At 64.5% G+C, this 17436-nt stretch carries 20 protein-coding genes; 15 read left to right on the top strand and 5 right to left on the bottom strand.

The window, feature by feature from the left end:
• Positions 1 to 34 precede the first annotated feature (34 nt).
• From Hhyl2_RS08495 to Hhyl2_RS08485, 3 genes are read left to right on the top strand one after another with little or no spacing between them, the layout of a single operon-like run.
• Positions 35 to 679, top strand: coding sequence for a hypothetical protein (locus Hhyl2_RS08495; RefSeq protein ID WP_483550310.1), 645 nt, complete (start codon positions 35 to 37; stop codon positions 677 to 679).
• 53 nt (positions 680 to 732) lie between these two features.
• Positions 733 to 2034, top strand: a complete 1302-nt coding sequence (locus tag Hhyl2_RS08490; protein ID WP_483550309.1) for an MFS transporter — start codon at positions 733 to 735, stop codon at positions 2032 to 2034.
• Positions 2031 to 2897 (top strand): DUF8173 domain-containing protein, encoded by an 867-nt coding sequence (locus Hhyl2_RS08485; protein WP_483550308.1) that lies wholly within the window; start codon positions 2031 to 2033, stop codon positions 2895 to 2897. Before Hhyl2_RS08490 ends, Hhyl2_RS08485 begins: the two co-directional genes overlap by 4 nt.
• A gap of 98 nt (positions 2898 to 2995) precedes the next feature.
• On the opposite strand, the gene Hhyl2_RS08480 is transcribed toward Hhyl2_RS08485, so the two are convergent.
• The gene (locus tag Hhyl2_RS08480) at positions 2996 to 3787 is read right to left on the bottom strand and encodes a 2-oxo acid dehydrogenase subunit E2 (protein ID WP_483550307.1); all 792 of its coding nucleotides are present in this window, start codon (positions 3785 to 3787) and stop codon (positions 2996 to 2998) included.
• A gap of 81 nt (positions 3788 to 3868) precedes the next feature.
• Positions 3869 to 4522, bottom strand: coding sequence for a hypothetical protein (locus Hhyl2_RS08475; protein WP_483550306.1), 654 nt, complete (start codon positions 4520 to 4522; stop codon positions 3869 to 3871).
• 140 nt (positions 4523 to 4662) lie between these two features.
• Here Hhyl2_RS08475 and Hhyl2_RS08470 point away from each other — a divergent pair, with 140 nt between their 5' ends.
• Entirely contained in the window at positions 4663 to 5592 is a 930-nt protein-coding gene (locus Hhyl2_RS08470) for a CPBP family intramembrane glutamic endopeptidase (protein WP_483550305.1), read from the top strand.
• Between the two features lie 196 nt (positions 5593 to 5788).
• On the top strand, positions 5789 to 6709 hold the full coding sequence (locus Hhyl2_RS08465; RefSeq protein ID WP_483550304.1) for a hypothetical protein: 921 nt from the start codon (positions 5789 to 5791) through the stop codon (positions 6707 to 6709).
• A gap of 9 nt (positions 6710 to 6718) precedes the next feature.
• On the opposite strand, the gene Hhyl2_RS08460 is transcribed toward Hhyl2_RS08465, so the two are convergent.
• On the bottom strand, positions 6719 to 7048 hold the full coding sequence (locus Hhyl2_RS08460) for a hypothetical protein (RefSeq protein WP_483550303.1): 330 nt from the start codon (positions 7046 to 7048) through the stop codon (positions 6719 to 6721).
• A 171-nt stretch (positions 7049 to 7219) separates the two neighbouring features.
• Between Hhyl2_RS08460 and Hhyl2_RS08455 the strand changes: the two genes are divergently transcribed.
• The 10 genes from Hhyl2_RS08455 (at position 7220) to Hhyl2_RS08410 (ending at position 16619) form a co-directional block, all read left to right on the top strand.
• The gene (locus Hhyl2_RS08455; protein ID WP_483550302.1) at positions 7220 to 7708 is read left to right on the top strand and encodes a hypothetical protein; all 489 of its coding nucleotides are present in this window, start codon (positions 7220 to 7222) and stop codon (positions 7706 to 7708) included.
• 459 nt (positions 7709 to 8167) lie between these two features.
• On the top strand, positions 8168 to 11050 hold the full coding sequence (locus tag Hhyl2_RS08450; RefSeq protein WP_483550301.1) for a bacterio-opsin activator domain-containing protein: 2883 nt from the start codon (positions 8168 to 8170) through the stop codon (positions 11048 to 11050).
• Positions 11051 to 11162: 112 nt separating this feature from the next.
• The gene (locus Hhyl2_RS08445; RefSeq protein WP_483550300.1) at positions 11163 to 11306 is read left to right on the top strand and encodes a rubrerythrin-like domain-containing protein; all 144 of its coding nucleotides are present in this window, start codon (positions 11163 to 11165) and stop codon (positions 11304 to 11306) included.
• A gap of 139 nt (positions 11307 to 11445) precedes the next feature.
• Positions 11446 to 11724: a hypothetical protein gene (locus Hhyl2_RS08440; RefSeq protein WP_483550299.1), complete on the top strand. Its 279-nt coding sequence runs from the start codon at positions 11446 to 11448 to the stop codon at positions 11722 to 11724.
• Positions 11725 to 11846: 122 nt separating this feature from the next.
• On the top strand, positions 11847 to 13094 hold the full coding sequence (locus Hhyl2_RS08435) for a Glu/Leu/Phe/Val family dehydrogenase (RefSeq protein ID WP_483550298.1): 1248 nt from the start codon (positions 11847 to 11849) through the stop codon (positions 13092 to 13094).
• 458 nt (positions 13095 to 13552) lie between these two features.
• Positions 13553 to 13951 (top strand): DsrE/DsrF/DrsH-like family protein, encoded by a 399-nt coding sequence (locus Hhyl2_RS08430; protein WP_483550297.1) that lies wholly within the window; start codon positions 13553 to 13555, stop codon positions 13949 to 13951.
• A 10-nt stretch (positions 13952 to 13961) separates the two neighbouring features.
• Entirely contained in the window at positions 13962 to 14204 is a 243-nt protein-coding gene (locus tag Hhyl2_RS08425; protein WP_483550296.1) for a sulfurtransferase TusA family protein, read from the top strand.
• Positions 14205 to 14210: 6 nt separating this feature from the next.
• Positions 14211 to 15350 carry an NAD(P)/FAD-dependent oxidoreductase gene (locus tag Hhyl2_RS08420; RefSeq protein WP_483550295.1) on the top strand — a complete coding sequence of 380 codons (1140 nt, stop codon included), beginning with the start codon at positions 14211 to 14213 and terminating at the stop codon, positions 15348 to 15350.
• A gap of 9 nt (positions 15351 to 15359) precedes the next feature.
• Positions 15360 to 15815, top strand: coding sequence for a helical membrane plugin domain-containing protein (locus Hhyl2_RS08415; protein WP_483550294.1), 456 nt, complete (start codon positions 15360 to 15362; stop codon positions 15813 to 15815).
• Between the two features lie 81 nt (positions 15816 to 15896).
• On the top strand, positions 15897 to 16619 hold the full coding sequence (locus Hhyl2_RS08410; RefSeq protein WP_483550293.1) for a profilin-fold protein: 723 nt from the start codon (positions 15897 to 15899) through the stop codon (positions 16617 to 16619).
• A gap of 173 nt (positions 16620 to 16792) precedes the next feature.
• Here the strand turns inward: Hhyl2_RS08410 and Hhyl2_RS08405 are convergent, their stop codons facing one another.
• Positions 16793 to 17113: a HalOD1 output domain-containing protein gene (locus tag Hhyl2_RS08405; protein WP_483550292.1), complete on the bottom strand. Its 321-nt coding sequence runs from the start codon at positions 17111 to 17113 to the stop codon at positions 16793 to 16795.
• A 69-nt stretch (positions 17114 to 17182) separates the two neighbouring features.
• The gene (locus Hhyl2_RS08400) at positions 17183 to 17377 is read right to left on the bottom strand and encodes a cold-shock protein (protein ID WP_483550291.1); all 195 of its coding nucleotides are present in this window, start codon (positions 17375 to 17377) and stop codon (positions 17183 to 17185) included.
• Positions 17378 to 17436 lie beyond the last annotated feature (59 nt).

Here is a 17436-nt window from a genome sequence, read left to right as displayed (position 1 = left end):
GCCTTTACAGCCCCGGCTGTCGAATCCCGACACCGTGACTCCCCACTCAGGACGTGGCGCTCGCCGCCGATTCGGGTACTATGTCACCCACGATGACCCGTTCGTCAGATTCGCCTCGTTCTGGGCCGTGGTCGCCCTGGTGTTCACTACCGCCTGGGTCGTGGGGTACTCGCTGCTCCCGGTCGGCCTGCTCCGAGGTTCGAACCCCGGTGCGTCGATCCCCTACGCCGGCAGTGTCCCACGGGAGTTCCTGAGCCTGTTCGTCTGGAACGTCGCGGTCTCACTCGTCGCGGTCGGCGCGAACACGTTCCGGTCGGTAGAGACGCCGCTGGGCTATCTAGTACTGGTCGTCCAGGCTATCCAGTACGGTCTCGTCTGGGGGACCGGGTCGCTAGCGGTCGGGAGCGGCGAACGAATCGTCCCGTCGCTGTCGGTCCTCCTCTCCCGGAGTGGGCCGATGGAGGTTACCGGCATCGTCGCGGTCGTCGTCGCGACCCGTGGACTCGTGATCTGGCACCAGCAGTCCGGCCCGCGCTGGCGCGAGGAGTTCGAGCGCGTCCGATCACCGCGTGACTGGTCGCTCTCCCGTCGGGAGTGGACGCTCCTCGCAGCCGGGTACCTGTTGCTCGCGGTGGCGAACTACTGGGAAGCGGTCGCCATCGCCCAAGTCGCCGGGTGACCGGTGGGCCGATGATTTAATCCCGTGGGCAGCGACTGTCGAGACGAGTACACGTGCGATTCGTCGCGTACGTCCGCCGGGGCAACTGGGCTACGGTCGTCGGGTACGTCCTCTTCGTCGTCCTGATGACCGCCGGCTACTACTACAACATCACGTTCGTCCAGTTGGGGCTGCTCGACCTGGGCGTGCGACTGGTCGGGATGACCCGGGCACAGGTGTCGGGCTGGATGGCCACACTCGCGCTCCTGACGTTCGTGGTCGCCATCGCCGTCGGTGTCCTGATCGACCGCCGTGGCTGGGGGACCGACCTCTGGCTGAAGTTCCGTCTGCTTTTCGGCGTCGTCGTCGTCCAGTTTGTGCTTACGGTGGCGGCGCCGGAGATACGGTCGGTGCCGGTGTTCGGTGCGTGGATCGTCGTCGGCTCGCTCTCGCTCGGCGTCGGGTTTCCGGTCTCGTTCAGCCTCGCTATCGACCTGATTCCCGTCCCCGATAGAGGCCACGTCGCCGCACTGATCACCGCAGTCACCTACTTCGTGGCCAACGCCTATCCGCTCGACTGGTCTATCGACGTCTTCAGCCAGGTGTTGACGGCTGCGATGGTCCCCGGGGTGGTCGTTCTCGGTGCTCTCGTGTCGGGCCGGGTCCGAGTCCTGAACGCGCTCGTCGATCGGTTGGCCACCCAGCACGAACAGTTCGGGACGGGACGGTTCTGTCGTCCAACCCCCGTCGGAACGACGACCCTGGCGTTCTGGTCGCCGGTGGTGTTGATGTTCGGCGTCTTCTTCGTCGATAGCCTCGGGTTCCTCCGCATCATCGAGACGCCGGCGCTCGTCCTGAGCTCCTGGCAGTCGCCCGATCTCTCGACACGCCTGGCTATCGCCGTCGTCCACGTCGTCGGCGCGCTCATGGCGGGCGTCCTGTACGTGAACTTCGACCGTAACGGCCTGTTTCTGTGGGTGTTCGCGCTCTTCTCGCTGACGTACGTTCTCTACACGACAGATCTCCGTATTGCATCGCTGTTTCCGGGACTCGCCGGCGGGGGGACGTCGATCCTGAACCCGCTGGTGTACTCGCTGACGGTGAGTTTCTACACGACGCTGAACTTCGCACTCTGGCCGGACCTCTCGACTGCGGAGACGATCGGTACACACGCCGCCATCGGCATCGGGATGGGTGGCTGGCTCGCCACGTTCCTGAGTACCGCCGTCTCGCTGTACTTAGCGGAGACCGATGTCGGTCTGCTCTCCCACCTGAACCTCGTGAACGCGCTCGCACTGCTGTTGTTCACTGCACTGGTCGTCGGCCTCTATGGCACCCGCGTGCAACGATACGCTCGGGAGGGCCGGTCACGATGAGCCTCGCCGAGACACTCCCGCTTATCATCGTCGTGCTGCTCGTTCTCGCGGGAAGCGGTGCCGATCCGTCGTCCATGGAGATCGTCTATTCGGGTGACCGGACCGCCGAGGACGTGCCCGACGCCTATGTCGTCGCCGGCGGGAACGTGACCATCCCGGCCGACACGACGGTACAGGGGACGGTGTTCGTCGTTGGGGGCGACGCGCGACTCGCAGGACGGGTCGTCGGTGACGTCCACCTGTTCGCTGGCAATCTCTCGGTCGCGCGGACGGCGACCGTCACCGGGGAGTTACAGACCGTTTCAGGCACGCTCTCGCTGGCACCAGGGGCGACCATCGGCCAGCGGACGACGCTGCCTGTCGACCCCCAGCCACGGTCGCCGTTCGCGTCGGTGGGGGTCCTGGCCGTGCAACTGCTCGTTCTGGGTAGCGCGGCCGCCCTGCTGGCCCGACGAGACCCGTCGCTCCTCGCTACCGTCGGCGACGCCGTCACGCACCACCCGGTCGTAAGCGGCGTGGTGGGATCGATCGCAGGCACCACGATGCTCGTCCTGTTCGTCTACATGGCGTTCACGCTCGTGTTGCTCCCGGTGAGCATCGTCGGCCTGGTCGTGGAGGCCCTGCTCGTCCTCTACGGCTATCTCACCTTCGGCTATCTGGTCGGGCAACAGCTTCCGGTCGAGCGTGTGGACGTCGCCACCGCTCTCGGTACTGCCGGGTTCCTGCTCGTGGTCGAACTGCTCGCCCGTGTCCCGTACCTCGGGGCGCTCGTGCAGGTCCTGGTGGTGGTCGTCGGCCTGGGGGCGGTCCTACTCACGTACCTCGGTGTTCGACGGTTCGAACCGGCACAGATTCCCGGCTGAGATCGCTGCTGGCAGGGTAGCCCGACAGTCTTCGGACGGTGTTCCGTTCCTCCAGAACCTGTCGTCTCAAAGGCGACGGAGTGTCTCGGGGACATGTATCACTCGTCGACCTGCGGTTCCAGTCCGTGTGCGTCCTCGACGAGTTCGCACAGTCGCTGGACGAAGCGGGCGGCGGCTGCGCCGTCGACGATGTCGTGGTCGACGGTCACCGTGAGGTTGAGGACCTCGCGATTCGTGACCGTTCCGTCGACCAGTTTCGGCTGCTCGCTGATGCCGCCGACGGTCAGCTGCAGCGTGTAGTTCGTGGGACTGACCGCCCAGCCCCCGCCCTCGCCGAACATCCCGACGGCTGTCACGGTGACCGTCCCGGCCACGGCCTTCCAGCGCTCGGGGGACCACTGCGGAAGTCGCCAGACGAGTCGGCGAACGAATCCGGGGAGTCGGAGTGCCAGTTCGGCCCACCGTGAGAGTTCGGCCGGGTTCTGTGACTCCTGTGCCGCCCGTATCTCGTCGTGGATCGAGCGGACGGACCGGTCGTTCGCACGCCTGAGGACGTGCGGGACGCCCAGTCGCTCACCCTCGACCGTCGTCTCGACGAGCACGTTCACGTCGACGTCCTCGAACACGTGTACGCGACCACGCCAGTCACGATAGGCGTTGACGTGCGGGTGGGCCTCGATAGCGCGGGCGAGACAGCCCACGAGAAACGCGGTGAACGACAGGGAATCGCCCGTCTCGGTTTCGATGGCCTCGATGCGGCGCCGCGCCTCGGTCACGTCGACCTCGACGAGTCCGTGGACGTTACTTCGCCGGCCCGCCGTTCGCATGTAGTCGACTGTTCCCCGGCGACGGACGGGGAACCGTTCGACTCGGTCACCACTGTCGCTCATACGAGCTCTTCGTCGGACTGGACCATACATCTTGACGCCGCTCGACCGTGGGTGCCGGCCCAGCGTCGATCGCTACGGCGCTCAGGCCACCGGCTCGAACGACTCCACGACCCACCTTGTAACCGATTCGTAGGTCGCCGGACACGGCTCGCCCTCACCGACGGCGGTCTGGACGGAGAACTCGTAGAAGTCATCCGCCTCCTCGACACGGACGATGTAGGTCACCGACGTATCGCCGGTCCGGCGGATCGCCGCGGGGCGGGTCTGGCCACCGTACGTCGTCACCGTCCCGCTCTCGTACTCGTCGCTGAACGAGTAGGCCTCGGTGGCGTCGCCCGTCGTGCTCAGCGGCCCCCGCTCGGAGACGGTGAGGTCGTGTAACGGCGACGTTTCTCCCCGCCCGTAGCCGAACGACGTCAGGTGGTCGACGCCGTCGCTCTGCTCGAAGGTTATCTCGCCGCCCATCGGATAGCCGAAGGAAGCGACCATCCCCCGGCCGCTGGTATCGTACCGCGCCAGCGTGTCGCCGAAGTGACTCGCACAGGATCCCGCGGGCGCCGTATCGCCGCTGCTATCGGAGCCACCGTCGGGAGGGCCACCGCCGGGTTCCTGTCCAGATGCTGTGGGGGTTTCACCGGGACTGTCGCCAGCATCTTCGCCGGGACCGCTCCCCGAACAGCCCGCGACTGCACCCATTGTCAGTAACCCGAGAACGGCACGGCGTGAGAAAGCCATGCTGTACTGATATTCCATTCGAGCTTAAACGTTCCGAGCAGTGTTGCGGGCACTCTGTAACCCAATTGCTCGTTCACGGTTCCGCCAGCCTGGGAGCGGCGACACTAGATATTAGACAGCTCGTTCAGAATGCTTGTCACATGTCTCTCGCTGTTCGAGCCTGGATCGACCGGCACCGGATCGCGAGCTTTCTGGCGGTCACCTACGGGTTCACGTGGACGATACAGGGCGTGCTCGCCCTCTCGGGGATGGGCGCGTCGTGGACGCTGTCGATCCTCGTGGGCTTCGGTGGGTTCGGGCCGCCGGTCGGTGCCGCCGTCGTCGTCTGGGCGTCGGGTGGCCGTCTCCGCTCGTGGCTCGGGCAGTTCTTCCGCTGGCGTATCGGGCCGTCGTGGTGGGCGGCCGCGCTCGCACTCCCGCTCGTCGTCCTCGCGCTCGGGAGTGCTGTCTACGTGGCACTCGGTGGACCGATCGACCTCTCGGGGTTGCCCTTCCCCGGCATCTATCTGTTCGTGATGGCCTGGGGAACGGTCTGGGGCGGCGGCCAGGAGGAACTCGGCTGGCGCGGGTTCATGGTCCCGATCCTCCAGGAGCGCTACAGCGCGCTCGTCACGAGCCTGTTGGTCGGGGCGGCGTGGGCGGGGTGGCACCTCCCGCTGTTCCTGAACGCCAACACGACCCACGCTAGCTGGCCCGTCTCCCAGCAACTCGTCTGGGGCGGGACGATCCTCGCGGGGTCGGTGCTCTGGACGTGGATGTACAACAACACGGGCAGCGTCCTCGCGGCCGCGGTGTTCCACGCCGGGATGAACAGCATCGGCGTCTTCCACCCAGCCGACAGGGCAGCACTCGTCCCGGGCGGGATACCGGACCCGTGGCTGAACTTCCTCGCCGAAATCTCTTCGGCCGTCGTCCTGATCGGGGTCGCGCTCCTCGTCGTCCTCGTCTTCGGGACCGAGCGCCTCTCGAACCACGAGGTCCCCGACACCAGCGTCCTCGGACTGGCGGGTGGCGACTCGCGTTCCGACGGCACGTCTGATAGAATACAGGAACGCGTCCAGAACCGATAGGGGGTGGGACGCGTGGCTCTGACTCTCGACGCCGACAGTGCCGGTGCCGTATCGATTCGTCTGCGGACGACCGACTGATCGCCAGTCGGGATACCGGAGCAGGATCGTCGTATCTGTGACGAGAACTGGCTGCTCCGGAACTGAAGGGCCGGAAGACGGGGGATACGTTGATTACTATACACCACTGATATCTCTCATGAATTCCGGCCGAGACGAAACTGAGGGTGGCTCGGAGGCGCCGAACACGGACCGTGCAGGGTGGCTCGGGCGACGGGCGTTCCTCGCTGGCACGGGCGCTGCGATGACGGCACTGTCCGGCTGTACGTTCAACTTTCAATTCGGCGACGGAGACACAACCCCTTCCCCACGGACGGCGACCCGAACACCTGTCCCCACACCGACTGCAACTGCGACGCCGACAGACACCCCCACCGCGTCGTCGACAGACACCCCCACCGCGACGCCGACAGACACCCCCACCGCGACACCGACAGACACACCGACTGCAACCGCGACAGCGACGCCGACACCGAGTCCAGAGCCACGTATCGAGGTCCTGACCGTCGAACCACGGCCGCTGCTCGTCGAATCGGTGACGCCGACGCCGACGCCGACTGCCGAGCCGCTTCGGTACCTCTTCGAACGGCCGTACCTCTACGTCGAGCACGCTTCGGACGCGGTCTTCGATGGCGCGAATACCGAGGAGATATACGGGAAGATCAGCGTCGCGGCGAGTGACGGTACCAACGAGGTACGGACCACGACCGGGCAGAACCTGGTGTGGCGAACCGACCGGTCGACGGCACGCGAGATCGCCGGTGGCACGGGCCGAGTACTGACCGACGCGGTCAGTCCCGTCGAGTTCGTCTTTCCCGATGCGGCCGCGCTGGACCCCGACGATGCGTACATCGAAGTGACCGGAACGTTCCGGGAGGCCGACAAGGGCGCGAACGACGACGACGACTTCGTCATGTGGCGAAGTGACAACCGGTGGTATCTGGACGGGCCCACTGTCCCGCGGGGGTTCAGCACGTCGACGGGCGAATCGCGGTTCGTCGTCCAGTACTCGGGCAACGGAACGCTCTTGAACCTCTCGTACAACATCGTCGCGCTCTGAACTACGTGCTCAGCAGGGGGCGGTGATCGGGGCCACCTCGCCCCAGTCGAAGTAGTCGATGACGGTGCCCTGGGACTCCACCCGCCGGAGCCGGTTGGTCGCGACGCTCACGTAGTACGTCGTCGATCCACCCGAGCCGCCCGCTCCCTGCGGGAGTTCGAAGACGTACATCGCTTCCCCGTCGATCGTCGTTCGGCCGCGTGCGACGATCGAACTGTACTGCTGGACGTTCGTGGTGGTCTGGTTCGTGCTGACGAGCGAACTCGTGTCGATGCCACTCGCGGTCGTGCCCGAGTTGGGAATCTCGGTACAGGTACCGTCGGCAACGACGTAGGTCACGTGTTTGAACCCGCTGGACCGATATAGCGGTCGACGTGCCTCGCTTCCTACGAGGCAGTCACGGGACACGTCGCGGTGTCGTTCGAACCACTCGGCTGAGTGTGGCGGGGAGCCGCTATGTACCCAACATCTTGGACAAACTCTGACCGCCGATCGCGTCCACTCCTATGTATGGCCAGCGAAGACACCCTCCCGATCGAACTTCCGACCGAACGTACCAGTCTGACCAGGGGGTTCTACCTGTTCGTCCTGATACCGACGGTGCTGGGGGCCGCCCATCACATCGACCACATCATCCGCGGCAACCACGTCGGCTGGCCCCTCACGCCCGAGGTGAACCCGTTCACGTACAGCCTCGCCATCTACCCGCTGCTCGCGATCAGCCTCTACCTGAGTCTGACGCGCCGTGTCGAGGCCGGGTACTGGGCCGGGTTCTTCGCCTTCAGTGCCGGGATGCTCGCGTATTTCCACGTCAGCCCCTGGGCGGTCGAACCGCCACAGGACGTGATGGTACCGTACGCGAATCCGGTGGTCGGCTCGCTCGCGTTCGGTATCGTGCTCGCGCTCATCGGCTCGGTCGTCGTCGGGTCGCTCTACGGCCTCCGGCTGTGGTACCGAAATAGCGGGCCATCCAGCACCGACCGTAGCGCTGGCCGCTGACCGAGCGGGCCGTACCGACTTTTTCCGGGTCAGACCGAAGCCTGACACAGGATGACGATGGGTACGTTCCGGTGGCTCCGTCAGGAGGAGCCAGTGTGATGTCTGCTCGGTTCCGCATGGCGCTGTCGCACAACCTCTGGGTCCACCGCGTTCCCGGACGCGATGTGCCGGTTGCTCACGGGCGCCCCTCGGGCGACTCTGCACTCGAACCGGGCGATATCCGGGCCGAGTTTCTGGTCCGCGCAACTGATCGTGGGGACGTGTGCCCACACGGGGCGAGCGGACGCTGGTGTCTCAGTTCGCTGCAGTGATTGACTACCAAACGTCTATGTTCCAGGGTGGGTTAGATTATAAACCATACATGCGCTCGATTCCGGCAACACGACTGGTTGGACCGACACGGCTCGGCTGTTGGCTCTGGGGGCTGTCTCGAACGACCGTCCAGTCCGTGGGCCGCTGATGTCCGGGTTCGACGGTCCCCTCGAATCTACGGGTATCCTGCTGGCCGGGCGGGCCGACTGGCTCGACGACCTCGCCGACAGGATCGACGCGGAGACGGATGGGACGGCACGGAGAGTCGAGACGGTCGCCGCCGCTGTCGATGCTATCCACGATGAGGTCATCGACTGTATCGTCACGGCACGGTCGGTCGCTGGGGCGACCGGGATCGACCTCGTCGAGGCGGTCCGAGACGAGGACACGACGGTGCCGGTGCTCTTTGGCACCGCCGACGGGTCCGAACGGCTGGCCAGCGACGCCACTGCGGCCGGGGCGAGCGACTACGTCGCGCTCGAGCCCCCGGTCGAGCAGATGGTCGACACCGTATTGTCCCGGATACAGAACACGCTCGGGACCGTCCAGCGGGCGAGCGTCCACCGTGGCCGGGCACGACAGTTCGATGCAGTGTTCCACGATACACAGACAGCGACGTGGGTGCTCGACCCGGACGGCGGACTCGCCCGTGCGAACCAGACGGCCGCCGAGATGATGGACGTCGAGACCGCGTCGGTGCTGGGGGACCCCTTCTGGACGCTCCCGTGGTGGGAAGCGACGGACTCGGCCCGGAACGACGTTCGACAGCTCGTCGAGGCGGCACAGGACGGGACACCCGCCAGTGGGACTATCTCCGAGCCGTCGAGCAGCGAGTCCGCGCGGGTCATCGACCTCTCCGTTCGTCCAGTCGAGGATGCATCGGGCACGCTCACGTCGATCGTGATCCGGGGCGTCGACAGCACCGAGCGCGTCGCTCTCGAACGGGATCTGCGCCAGTCGGAGGAGCTCCACCGGGTCACACTCAACAACATGACCGACACCGTCCTGATGACGGACGAGGACGGCGAATACACGTACGTCTGTCCGAACGTCCACTTCATCTTCGGCTACACGGCAGACGAGATCCGCAGCCAGGGGACGATCGAAGACCTGCTCGGCGCGGACCTCTTCGACCGGGCCGAACTCGCCGAGACGGGGAGCCTCAAGAACATCGAGTGTACGGCCACGGACAAGGCCGGCCGTGAACACACACTCCTGGTCAACGTTCGGGCGGTCGACATCCAGGGAGGGACGTTGCTCTATAGCTGTCGCGATATCACGAAACGGAAACAGCGCGAGGAGGCGCTCGCGACACTGCAGGAACTGGCACGGGAGTTCCTCTACGCGGGGACACACGACGAGATCGCACAGCAAGTCGTCGAGGGCTCGCCGAACGTCCTCGATCTGGACGCGACGGCGGTCTACCTGTTCGACAGCGAGACGAACGAGCTCAGGCCGGCCAGCCACTCCCAGGCGATGCGGGACCGACACGGACCGCTGCCGCGGCTCCACGCCGACGGCGAGACGCTCCCTGGCTGTGGGTTCATCGAGGGACAGTCGATGTTCTTCGACGACGTCCACGAGGACGATCGGCTCGACAATCAGGCCACAGAGCTCAGAAGCGCGGGCTACGTCCCGCTGGGTGATCACGGGGTCCTCGTCGCCGGCACCACGGCGGTCGGGGCTTTCGACGACGTGACCCGCGAACTCACCGATCTGCTCGCGGCGACCGCAGAGGCCGCGCTGGACCGCGTCAGGCGGGAGTCACAGCTCCGGTCCCAGGACAGACAGTTACAGCGGCAGAACGAACAGCTCACCGCCCTGAACCGCATCAACGAGACGATCAGGGCGATCGACAGGGCGATCGTCCAGGCGGAGACGCGCGAGGAGATCGACCACGCCGTCAGCGAGTTACTGACGGAAGACGACCGGTTCAGCTTCGCCTGGATCGGGAGCGTCGATCCGACCACTGAGACGATCGAACCGCGGGCGTGGGCGGGTGCAGAACAGGGCTATCTGAACAGCGAGACGTTCACTGTCGACGCGGCGGGTACCGAACCGGCCGGCAAGACCGCCGCGACGGGCGACGTGACGATGGTGGCGAACGTCGCGACCGATCTCCGGGAGGACGCCTGGCGTGGCGCGGCACTCACACGCGACTTCATGTCCGTACTGAGTATCCCACTGGTGTACAACGAGCTCACACACGGCGTCCTGACGGTGTATGCGGATACCCGGGACGCGTTCGACGAGACGGCTCGTGCGGTGCTGGCGGAACTCGGGGAGACGATCGCCTCGGCACTCAGCGCAATCGAGCGCAAGAACGCGCTGTTGACGACCTCTATCGCCCGTGTCACTTTCGCGGTCGAGGACCGGACGTTCATCCTCTCGCGTCTCGCCGAGGCTGCCGAGTGTACCGTCTCCTATCGGGGCGGTGTCCAGCAGACGACGGACGGCAACTACGTGTTCGTCACCGTCGACGGCGTACCGCTCGACGTCGCCGAAGCCGCAGCGGCCGACCTGGTCGGGATCGACGACGTCCGACGGATCAGTGACGAGACCGACGGCGGTGTCCTGCGACTCGGACTCACGCGGCCGTTTCTGGCACTCGAACTGGCCGACCACGGTGCCGTCTTCCGGGAGGCCACTGCCGACCCGACCTCGACGACGCTCACTGTCGACGTTCCCGACAGCATCGACGTCAGAACTATCTCCCGGTTGGTCGACGACGCGTTCTCCGAGATCGAACTCCGTAGCAAACAGACGATGGACCAGGCCGCCACCGAGGACGTCTACGCACGCCTGCTCGCGGCGCTCACCGACCGTCAACTGGAGGTCGTCCAGACGGCCTACTACAGCGGGTTCTTCGAGTCGCCTCGTGACAGTACCGGCGAGGACGTCGCGACGATGCTGGACATCTCTCCCCCGGCGTTCTACCAGCACATCCGAACGGTACAGCGGAAGCTGTTCACGGCACTCTTCGAGGAACGCGGTCGCTCGGTCGCCACGTCGAGCGGTGGGGTTCAATAGTAAACACTCCTTTCGAGACGTACTTCGTTGCTAAACAACTGAATACTCGCCTCCGCCGGCGTTTGTCCTATCCGGGTGCCGCAGGTCGACGGCCGGCACTCGTGAACGCTCTATGAGAGATGTCACGCAAACTCCCGACGAGGAAACGCCGTACGAGTGCTTCGAGTGTGGGGCCGTCGTCGTTGCAGCCGACAATCCGGCTCCCTGTCCGAGCTGTGGAGGCGAGATGCGCAACAGACACACGCCGATCGAGTGACGATGTGGGTCGACTCGATACCGACAACCGCTGGAACTACCGACCGGAGTGCCTCCCACGAGCTATGTTCACCGTCCGCGAGTTCGCAGCGACGGTCGCCGGGGGTTGATCGGCTGTGACAGACGGTCGAAGCCGTGTCGTGTCCGGGCGCACTCTCAGGGTCGTCGCGGAACCGACCTCGGTACCGCTGTTCCGGGGTGTCACGAAGATCTGGCAGTTCCCCAGCGGCGACGTCCTCCTCGAACGTACGACGAGTCGCGACTGTCTGTTGCCGACCGTCGACCGGATCGACGTTCCGGTAACGGAGTACGAACAGGTCGGCGATGCTGTGGCACTCGAAACGGACACCGCCGTCCACGCGACAGAAAAGTCAGGAAAAATTGTACTATCAGAATTTGATACTAAGATGACGCTCTAACGATTGATTGGCGAGAAGAGTGCTGGGAAGCCCCAGAATGAGTGGCAACTAAACCCAGAAAACAGGTACTATACCTGATTTAAATGGATAGCTTTTGGTATCTCGATTGCTCTGGGTGAGGTATGTCGGAGGTCAATCCGTACCAGAGCTTGCGGACGCAGATCGAAGAGGCAGCCCAATACCTGGACGTGTCGGACGGACAGATCGAACGCCTGAAGAATCCGGAGCGCGTTCTCGAGACGAACCTCTCGGTCGAGATGGACGACGGCTCCATCGAGGTGTTCCGTGCCTACCGGTCGCAGTTCAACGGGGACCGCGGTCCCTACAAGGGCGGGATCCGCTACCACCCACAGGTGAGTCGGGACGAGGTCAAAGCGCTCTCCGGGTGGATGGTCTACAAGACCGCGACGAGCGATATCCCACTCGGTGGCGGGAAGGGCGGCATCGTCCTCGATCCGACCGACTACTCCGAGAGCGAACTCGAACGGATCACGCGTGCGTTCGCGAAGGAACTGACCCCGCTCATCGGCGTCGATCGCGACGTCCCTGCTCCCGACGTCAACACGGGACAGCGCGAGATGAACTGGATCAAGGATACCTACGAGACGCTCGAAGACACGACTGAGCCGGGAGTTATCACCGGCAAGGACCTCTCCAGCGGTGGGAGCGAGGGCCGTGTCGAGGCGACCGGTCGCTCGACGGTCGTCGCCGCACGCGAGGCGTTCGACTACCTCGACAAGGACCTCGAAGGCGCCACGGTCGCGGTCCAGGGGTACGGCAACGCAGGGTGGATCGCGGCGAAACTCATCTACGAGATGGGTGCCGACGTCGTCGCGGTCTCGGACTCCAGTGGTGCTATCTACGCCGAGGAGTCGTTCGACCCGGTGGCGGTCAAGGAGTTCAAACGCGAGACCGGCAGCGTCGTCGGCTATCCCGACGCCGAGTCGGAACTCACCAACGACGAACTACTCACGCTCGACGTGGATCTGTTGATCCCGGCCGCACTCGAGAACGCCATCGACGAGTCGCTCGCACAGGACATCTCCGCCGACGTTATCTCCGAGGCCGCGAACGGTCCGATCACGCCCGCAGCCGACGAGATCCTCGACGACGTCGTCGTCATTCCGGACATCCTCGCGAACGCCGGTGGCGTCATCGTCTCGTACTTCGAGTGGGTGCAGAACCGCCAGCGGTTCTACTGGTCCGAGGACCGCGTCAACGAGGAACTGGACGAGACGATCGTCGAGCAGTTCTGGAACCTGGTCGACGCCTACGAGGATCGGGACGTGCCGTCGCTCCGGACGGCCGCTTACGTCGTCGCACTCGAACGCGTCATCGAGGCAAGCGAACAGCGCGGCACCTGGCCCTGACGACGGTCCCGCTCCTCTCGTAGTAGCGTCACAGCGAACGCAACATGTCGCAGACTCGTCGGTGACCGGCTGTCGACCGCAAGGATATCTCGTTCCGGGTCATCGGCCATGGAAACCGCAGTGAGTGGACCGCCGATCCGGTCGTGGGAGATGCCATCGACCGCGGACGTTGCACCGTTGGGGCCGTCTGTGGGATCGCCGACGTGCTGTAGGGGGTATCGCAGTCGGTCTTCGAGGCGGCGTGGACGCACTACTACTCGGGCGGCCACTCGAATATTGTAGGATAGTAGAAATACTGATGGAGGTTTTGATACATTCAAGGACCGGATTAGCACCCATCTCGTCAGCCTGGTTTTCAAATATCTGCGCCTGTGACTCGATGGGTTTCTCAGAATTTTGGAATTGGCGTACAATATTATATACTGGTCGACCGTATCTCCACGTCGAGGAGAGTACCAATGTCAGGATACGCAATCGTCCTTGCCTCGGGCAAGCTAGAGCGGCTACAGGCAGTATCGAACATCGCGTCCGTCGCGGGCGCCTCGGACATCCCCATCGACATCTTCGCGACGATGGACGGACTGGAGGCGTTCGACGTCGAGACCATCGAGAACAACGACTTCGAGATGGGCGCGGTCGCGCAAACCATGATGGAGTCCGAGGACGCGGAGATGCCGCTGTTCTACGAGTCCATCGCCCAGGCACAGGAGATCGGGCCGGTCAGCCTCTACGCCTGTGAACTGTCGATGGACCTGCTGGGGAAGGACCTGGACGACTACGCGGCCATGTTCGACGACGTCCTGGGCGTCTCCGGGTTCCTCACGCTGGCCGAAGACAAACAGGTGCTGTTCATCTGAGGTGAGCAAAATGAGTGAATCAATCTCCCCCGACGTGACCGTCGACTCGCGCGGTGCCACCTGCCCCGGTCCGCTGATGGACCTCATCGGCAAGATCAAACAGTCCGATCCGGGCACCGTCTTCGAACTGCAGACCAACGATAGCTCGTCCAGTCACGACGTCCCGGAGTGGATCGAGAAGGCCGGCCACGACCTGCTGGACGTCGTCGAGCACGACGACTACTGGAGCATCTACGTCGAGACCACGGAGTGAGTACGAATGCACAGAATCGTCATCGTCGGCGGTGGCACGGGCGGGACGGTCCTCGCCAACCGTCTGGCCGACAAGCTCTCGCCGGAGCTGAAGCGCGAGGAGGTCTCGGTGACCGTCGTCAACGACGGGCCCGACCAGGTGTACAAGCCGACCTTCCTCTACGTCCCGTTCGGCGAGGCGACAGTCGAGGACGCCCGCTCTCCGATCGTCGACCTGCTCGACCGCAAGGTCGAGTTCGTCATCGACCGCGTGACCGGCATCGACACCGACACGAAACGGCTCGCCCTCGGCGGCGGCGGATCACTGGCCTACGACTCGCTGGTGCTGGCTACCGGTGCGACCCTCGTCCCCGACGAGGTACCGGGACTGGTCGAGGGGGGCCACCACTTCTACGGGCCCGACGGCGCCGAGCGGCTCCGTGACGCGCTGGCGGAGTTCGAGGAGGGTCACCTCGTCCTGTCGGTGATCGGCGTCCCGCACATGTGCCCTGCCGCGCCCGTCGAGTTCGTGTTCATGGCCGATCAGTGGCTCCGGGAGCGGGGGCGCCGTGACGACATCGAGATCACGTACACCTACCCGATCCAGCGGATTCACGGGCTCGAATCGGTCGCCGAGTGGGCTCAGCCGCTGTTCGACGAACGGGATATCCACGCCGAGACGTTCTTCAATCCCGACGAGATCGACCCCGACGAACAGGTCATTCACACGATGGAGGGATCTGAGATGGAGTACGACCTGCTGGTCGCCATCCCGCCCCACACCGGGCTGGATCTGGTGACCGACGCCGGCCTCGGCGACGGCGGCTGGGTCGACGTCGACAACAGGACACTCGAATCCACGCGGGTCTCGGACGTCTACGCCATCGGCGACGTCGCGGACGTCCCGACGAGCAAGGCCGGCAGCGTCGCCCACTACCAGGCCGGGACGGTCGCGGACCGGCTCGCGAGCCGGGTTCGGGGACAGCGCCCGACTGCGGAGTACGACGGCAAGACGATGTGTTTCGTCGAGTCCGGGACCGACGAGGCCACCTTCGTCGAGTTCAGCTACGAGCGGGACCCGACGCCGAAAGACCCCAACCAGTTCGTCCACTGGGGGAAGCTGGCCTACAACGAGTCGTATTGGCTGACCGCCAGGGGACTGCTGTGAGGTGATACCATGAGTGAACAACAGACAGACACCGAGACCGACGGTGCGGCCGACGCGGTGTCGGACGAACAGCTCGCCGAACTCGCCGCAGCCATCGAGGGCAACGAGGCGGACCTAGCAGAACTGCTGGACCGCCTCGACGACGTAAACGAACTGCTCGACGTCCTCGCACTGGGGACCAACGCGCTGGACGACGAGATGGTCACCAAACTCGCCGCGACTGGCGGCAACCTCGGTGTCCTCGCGGACGCCGCCGCGGAACCGGAGACGGTCCGTGGGGTCGAGTCACTGTTGCACGCCGTCGGCGACGCGACCGGTGATCTCGACGAACCTCCCGAGCGGGTCGGCGTGCTCGGCCTGCTTCGGGCGCTGTGGGACCCCGAAGTCCAGGCTGGTCTCGGGTATCTCGTCACCGTCGCGAAGCACCTCGGCCGTGACCTGACCCGACGGTCACGGCTTCGGTAGCCGACTGTCCCGGCCCGGTCGAGGCCGCGATTTTCGGCCCCGGACCGCACCGGTTATGTTCGTCCCGGTGCAGGAACTGGTGTGACTGAGTGGCCACCGGTCGACCCCGCCGACGCGACGGCGGTCGCCGACAGACGGGACGAACTGGTCGCCGCGGTTCGGGACCACGCTGGCCGCGTCGCCTACCAACTGGCGCGACTGGAGGGTGGCGACTACGGGCAGGCGACGGTCGAGACCGACCGCGGCGAGTGGACGGTCAAGTACGAGGGCGGCGACCTGGAGTATCTCCGGTTCGACCCCAGTCGGGGCTCGGAGGTGTACGTGATCTCGACGAAGCAACCGCCCGAACCCGAATCACTCGCCGACGCCCTGGCGGATTACGACGCCTTCATTGCGGGGTTCAACGACTACGTCGCCTCGCTCGACGGCGTGCTGGACGACGTCTCGACGGAGTTCCCGGAGGTGGCGACGACGGACGGCGTCGTCGCCCAGCGCGACCGCGTCCTCGACCGCGTGCGGGAGGTCTGTGATCGCATCGCCGGCGAACTCCACCGCTACGAGGGCGGGGACTACGGGACCTACACCGCCCGGGTCGAGGGGACCCGCTGGGAACTGAAGTGGGAAGCGGGTCGTGCATCGTACCTGCGGGTCGGCGGCACCGGCGGACTCTACCTCCTCTCACAATACGAACAGCCCTCGGCGGCGGATATCCGGGAGTACGCCCCCAGATTCCGTGGATTCGTCCAGGCGTACAACGACCACGTCGCGGAGCTAGAGTCGGATCTCGCGACCGTCGAGCTATAACAGCCAGCCACGACCAGCGCAGAGCAGACTCCATTACAGCAGCGTAATTGGTGTGTGAACTTTTTCGAGTACCGCACGACGCCAGATGTGCTCGAATCTCTCAGGCCGAATCTATTCTTTCGAGGGAAAAATAGGGTGTGAGCCACAGCACTCCCTTCGTACACCAGATCGAGCTACTCGAGCTTCTGTTCCCCATCAATCTCCACGTCCCCCGAGCCGAATACAGAAACATAGTATCCACAATAGGCGAAATTGATCAGATCCTCATCGTTATCCACTGATTCGATAAACGTCTCGATGACAGCCGGGTCGATCGTACTGTCTAGAGGTGGGAGTTCGCTTGCAGCAGTCCCCTCATAGTCACTGACCCGTTTAATAATCGTATTTATAACACCCATGGAGTATATATTCCATGTTGGAATATAAACAGAATACCCAATATTTGGGGACTCAACCGAGTGGACCAGTCGCTCTATAGAGCACTCGCCACTCACTATACGCTCGCCGGGCAGAGCTATCGCTCTGGACGAGTAGCCGTCTGAGAAGTCAGGTACGAAGCCTGCTTACGCGCGGACGACGTTCGTCGCGCGAGGACCCTTGGGGGCGTCCTCGATGTCGAATTCGATGTCTGTTCCCTCTTCGAGGTCCGAACCGCCGACGTCCGCCATGTGGAAGAAGACGTCATCGTCCGCGTCCTCAGTCGAGATGAAACCGTAGCCGCCGTCGTCGTGGAAGAAATCCACAGTACCGTTTACCATTGCAACTAGCACTTGACGACCATCACTGATAAGAAGTCCGGTATTCGTCTACGATGTCG

The organism is Haloarcula sp. H-hyl2, assembly GCF_056934385.1.
The sequence above is the reverse complement of the archived record's forward strand: the minus strand, read 5'-3'. Positions and strand labels throughout refer to the sequence as shown.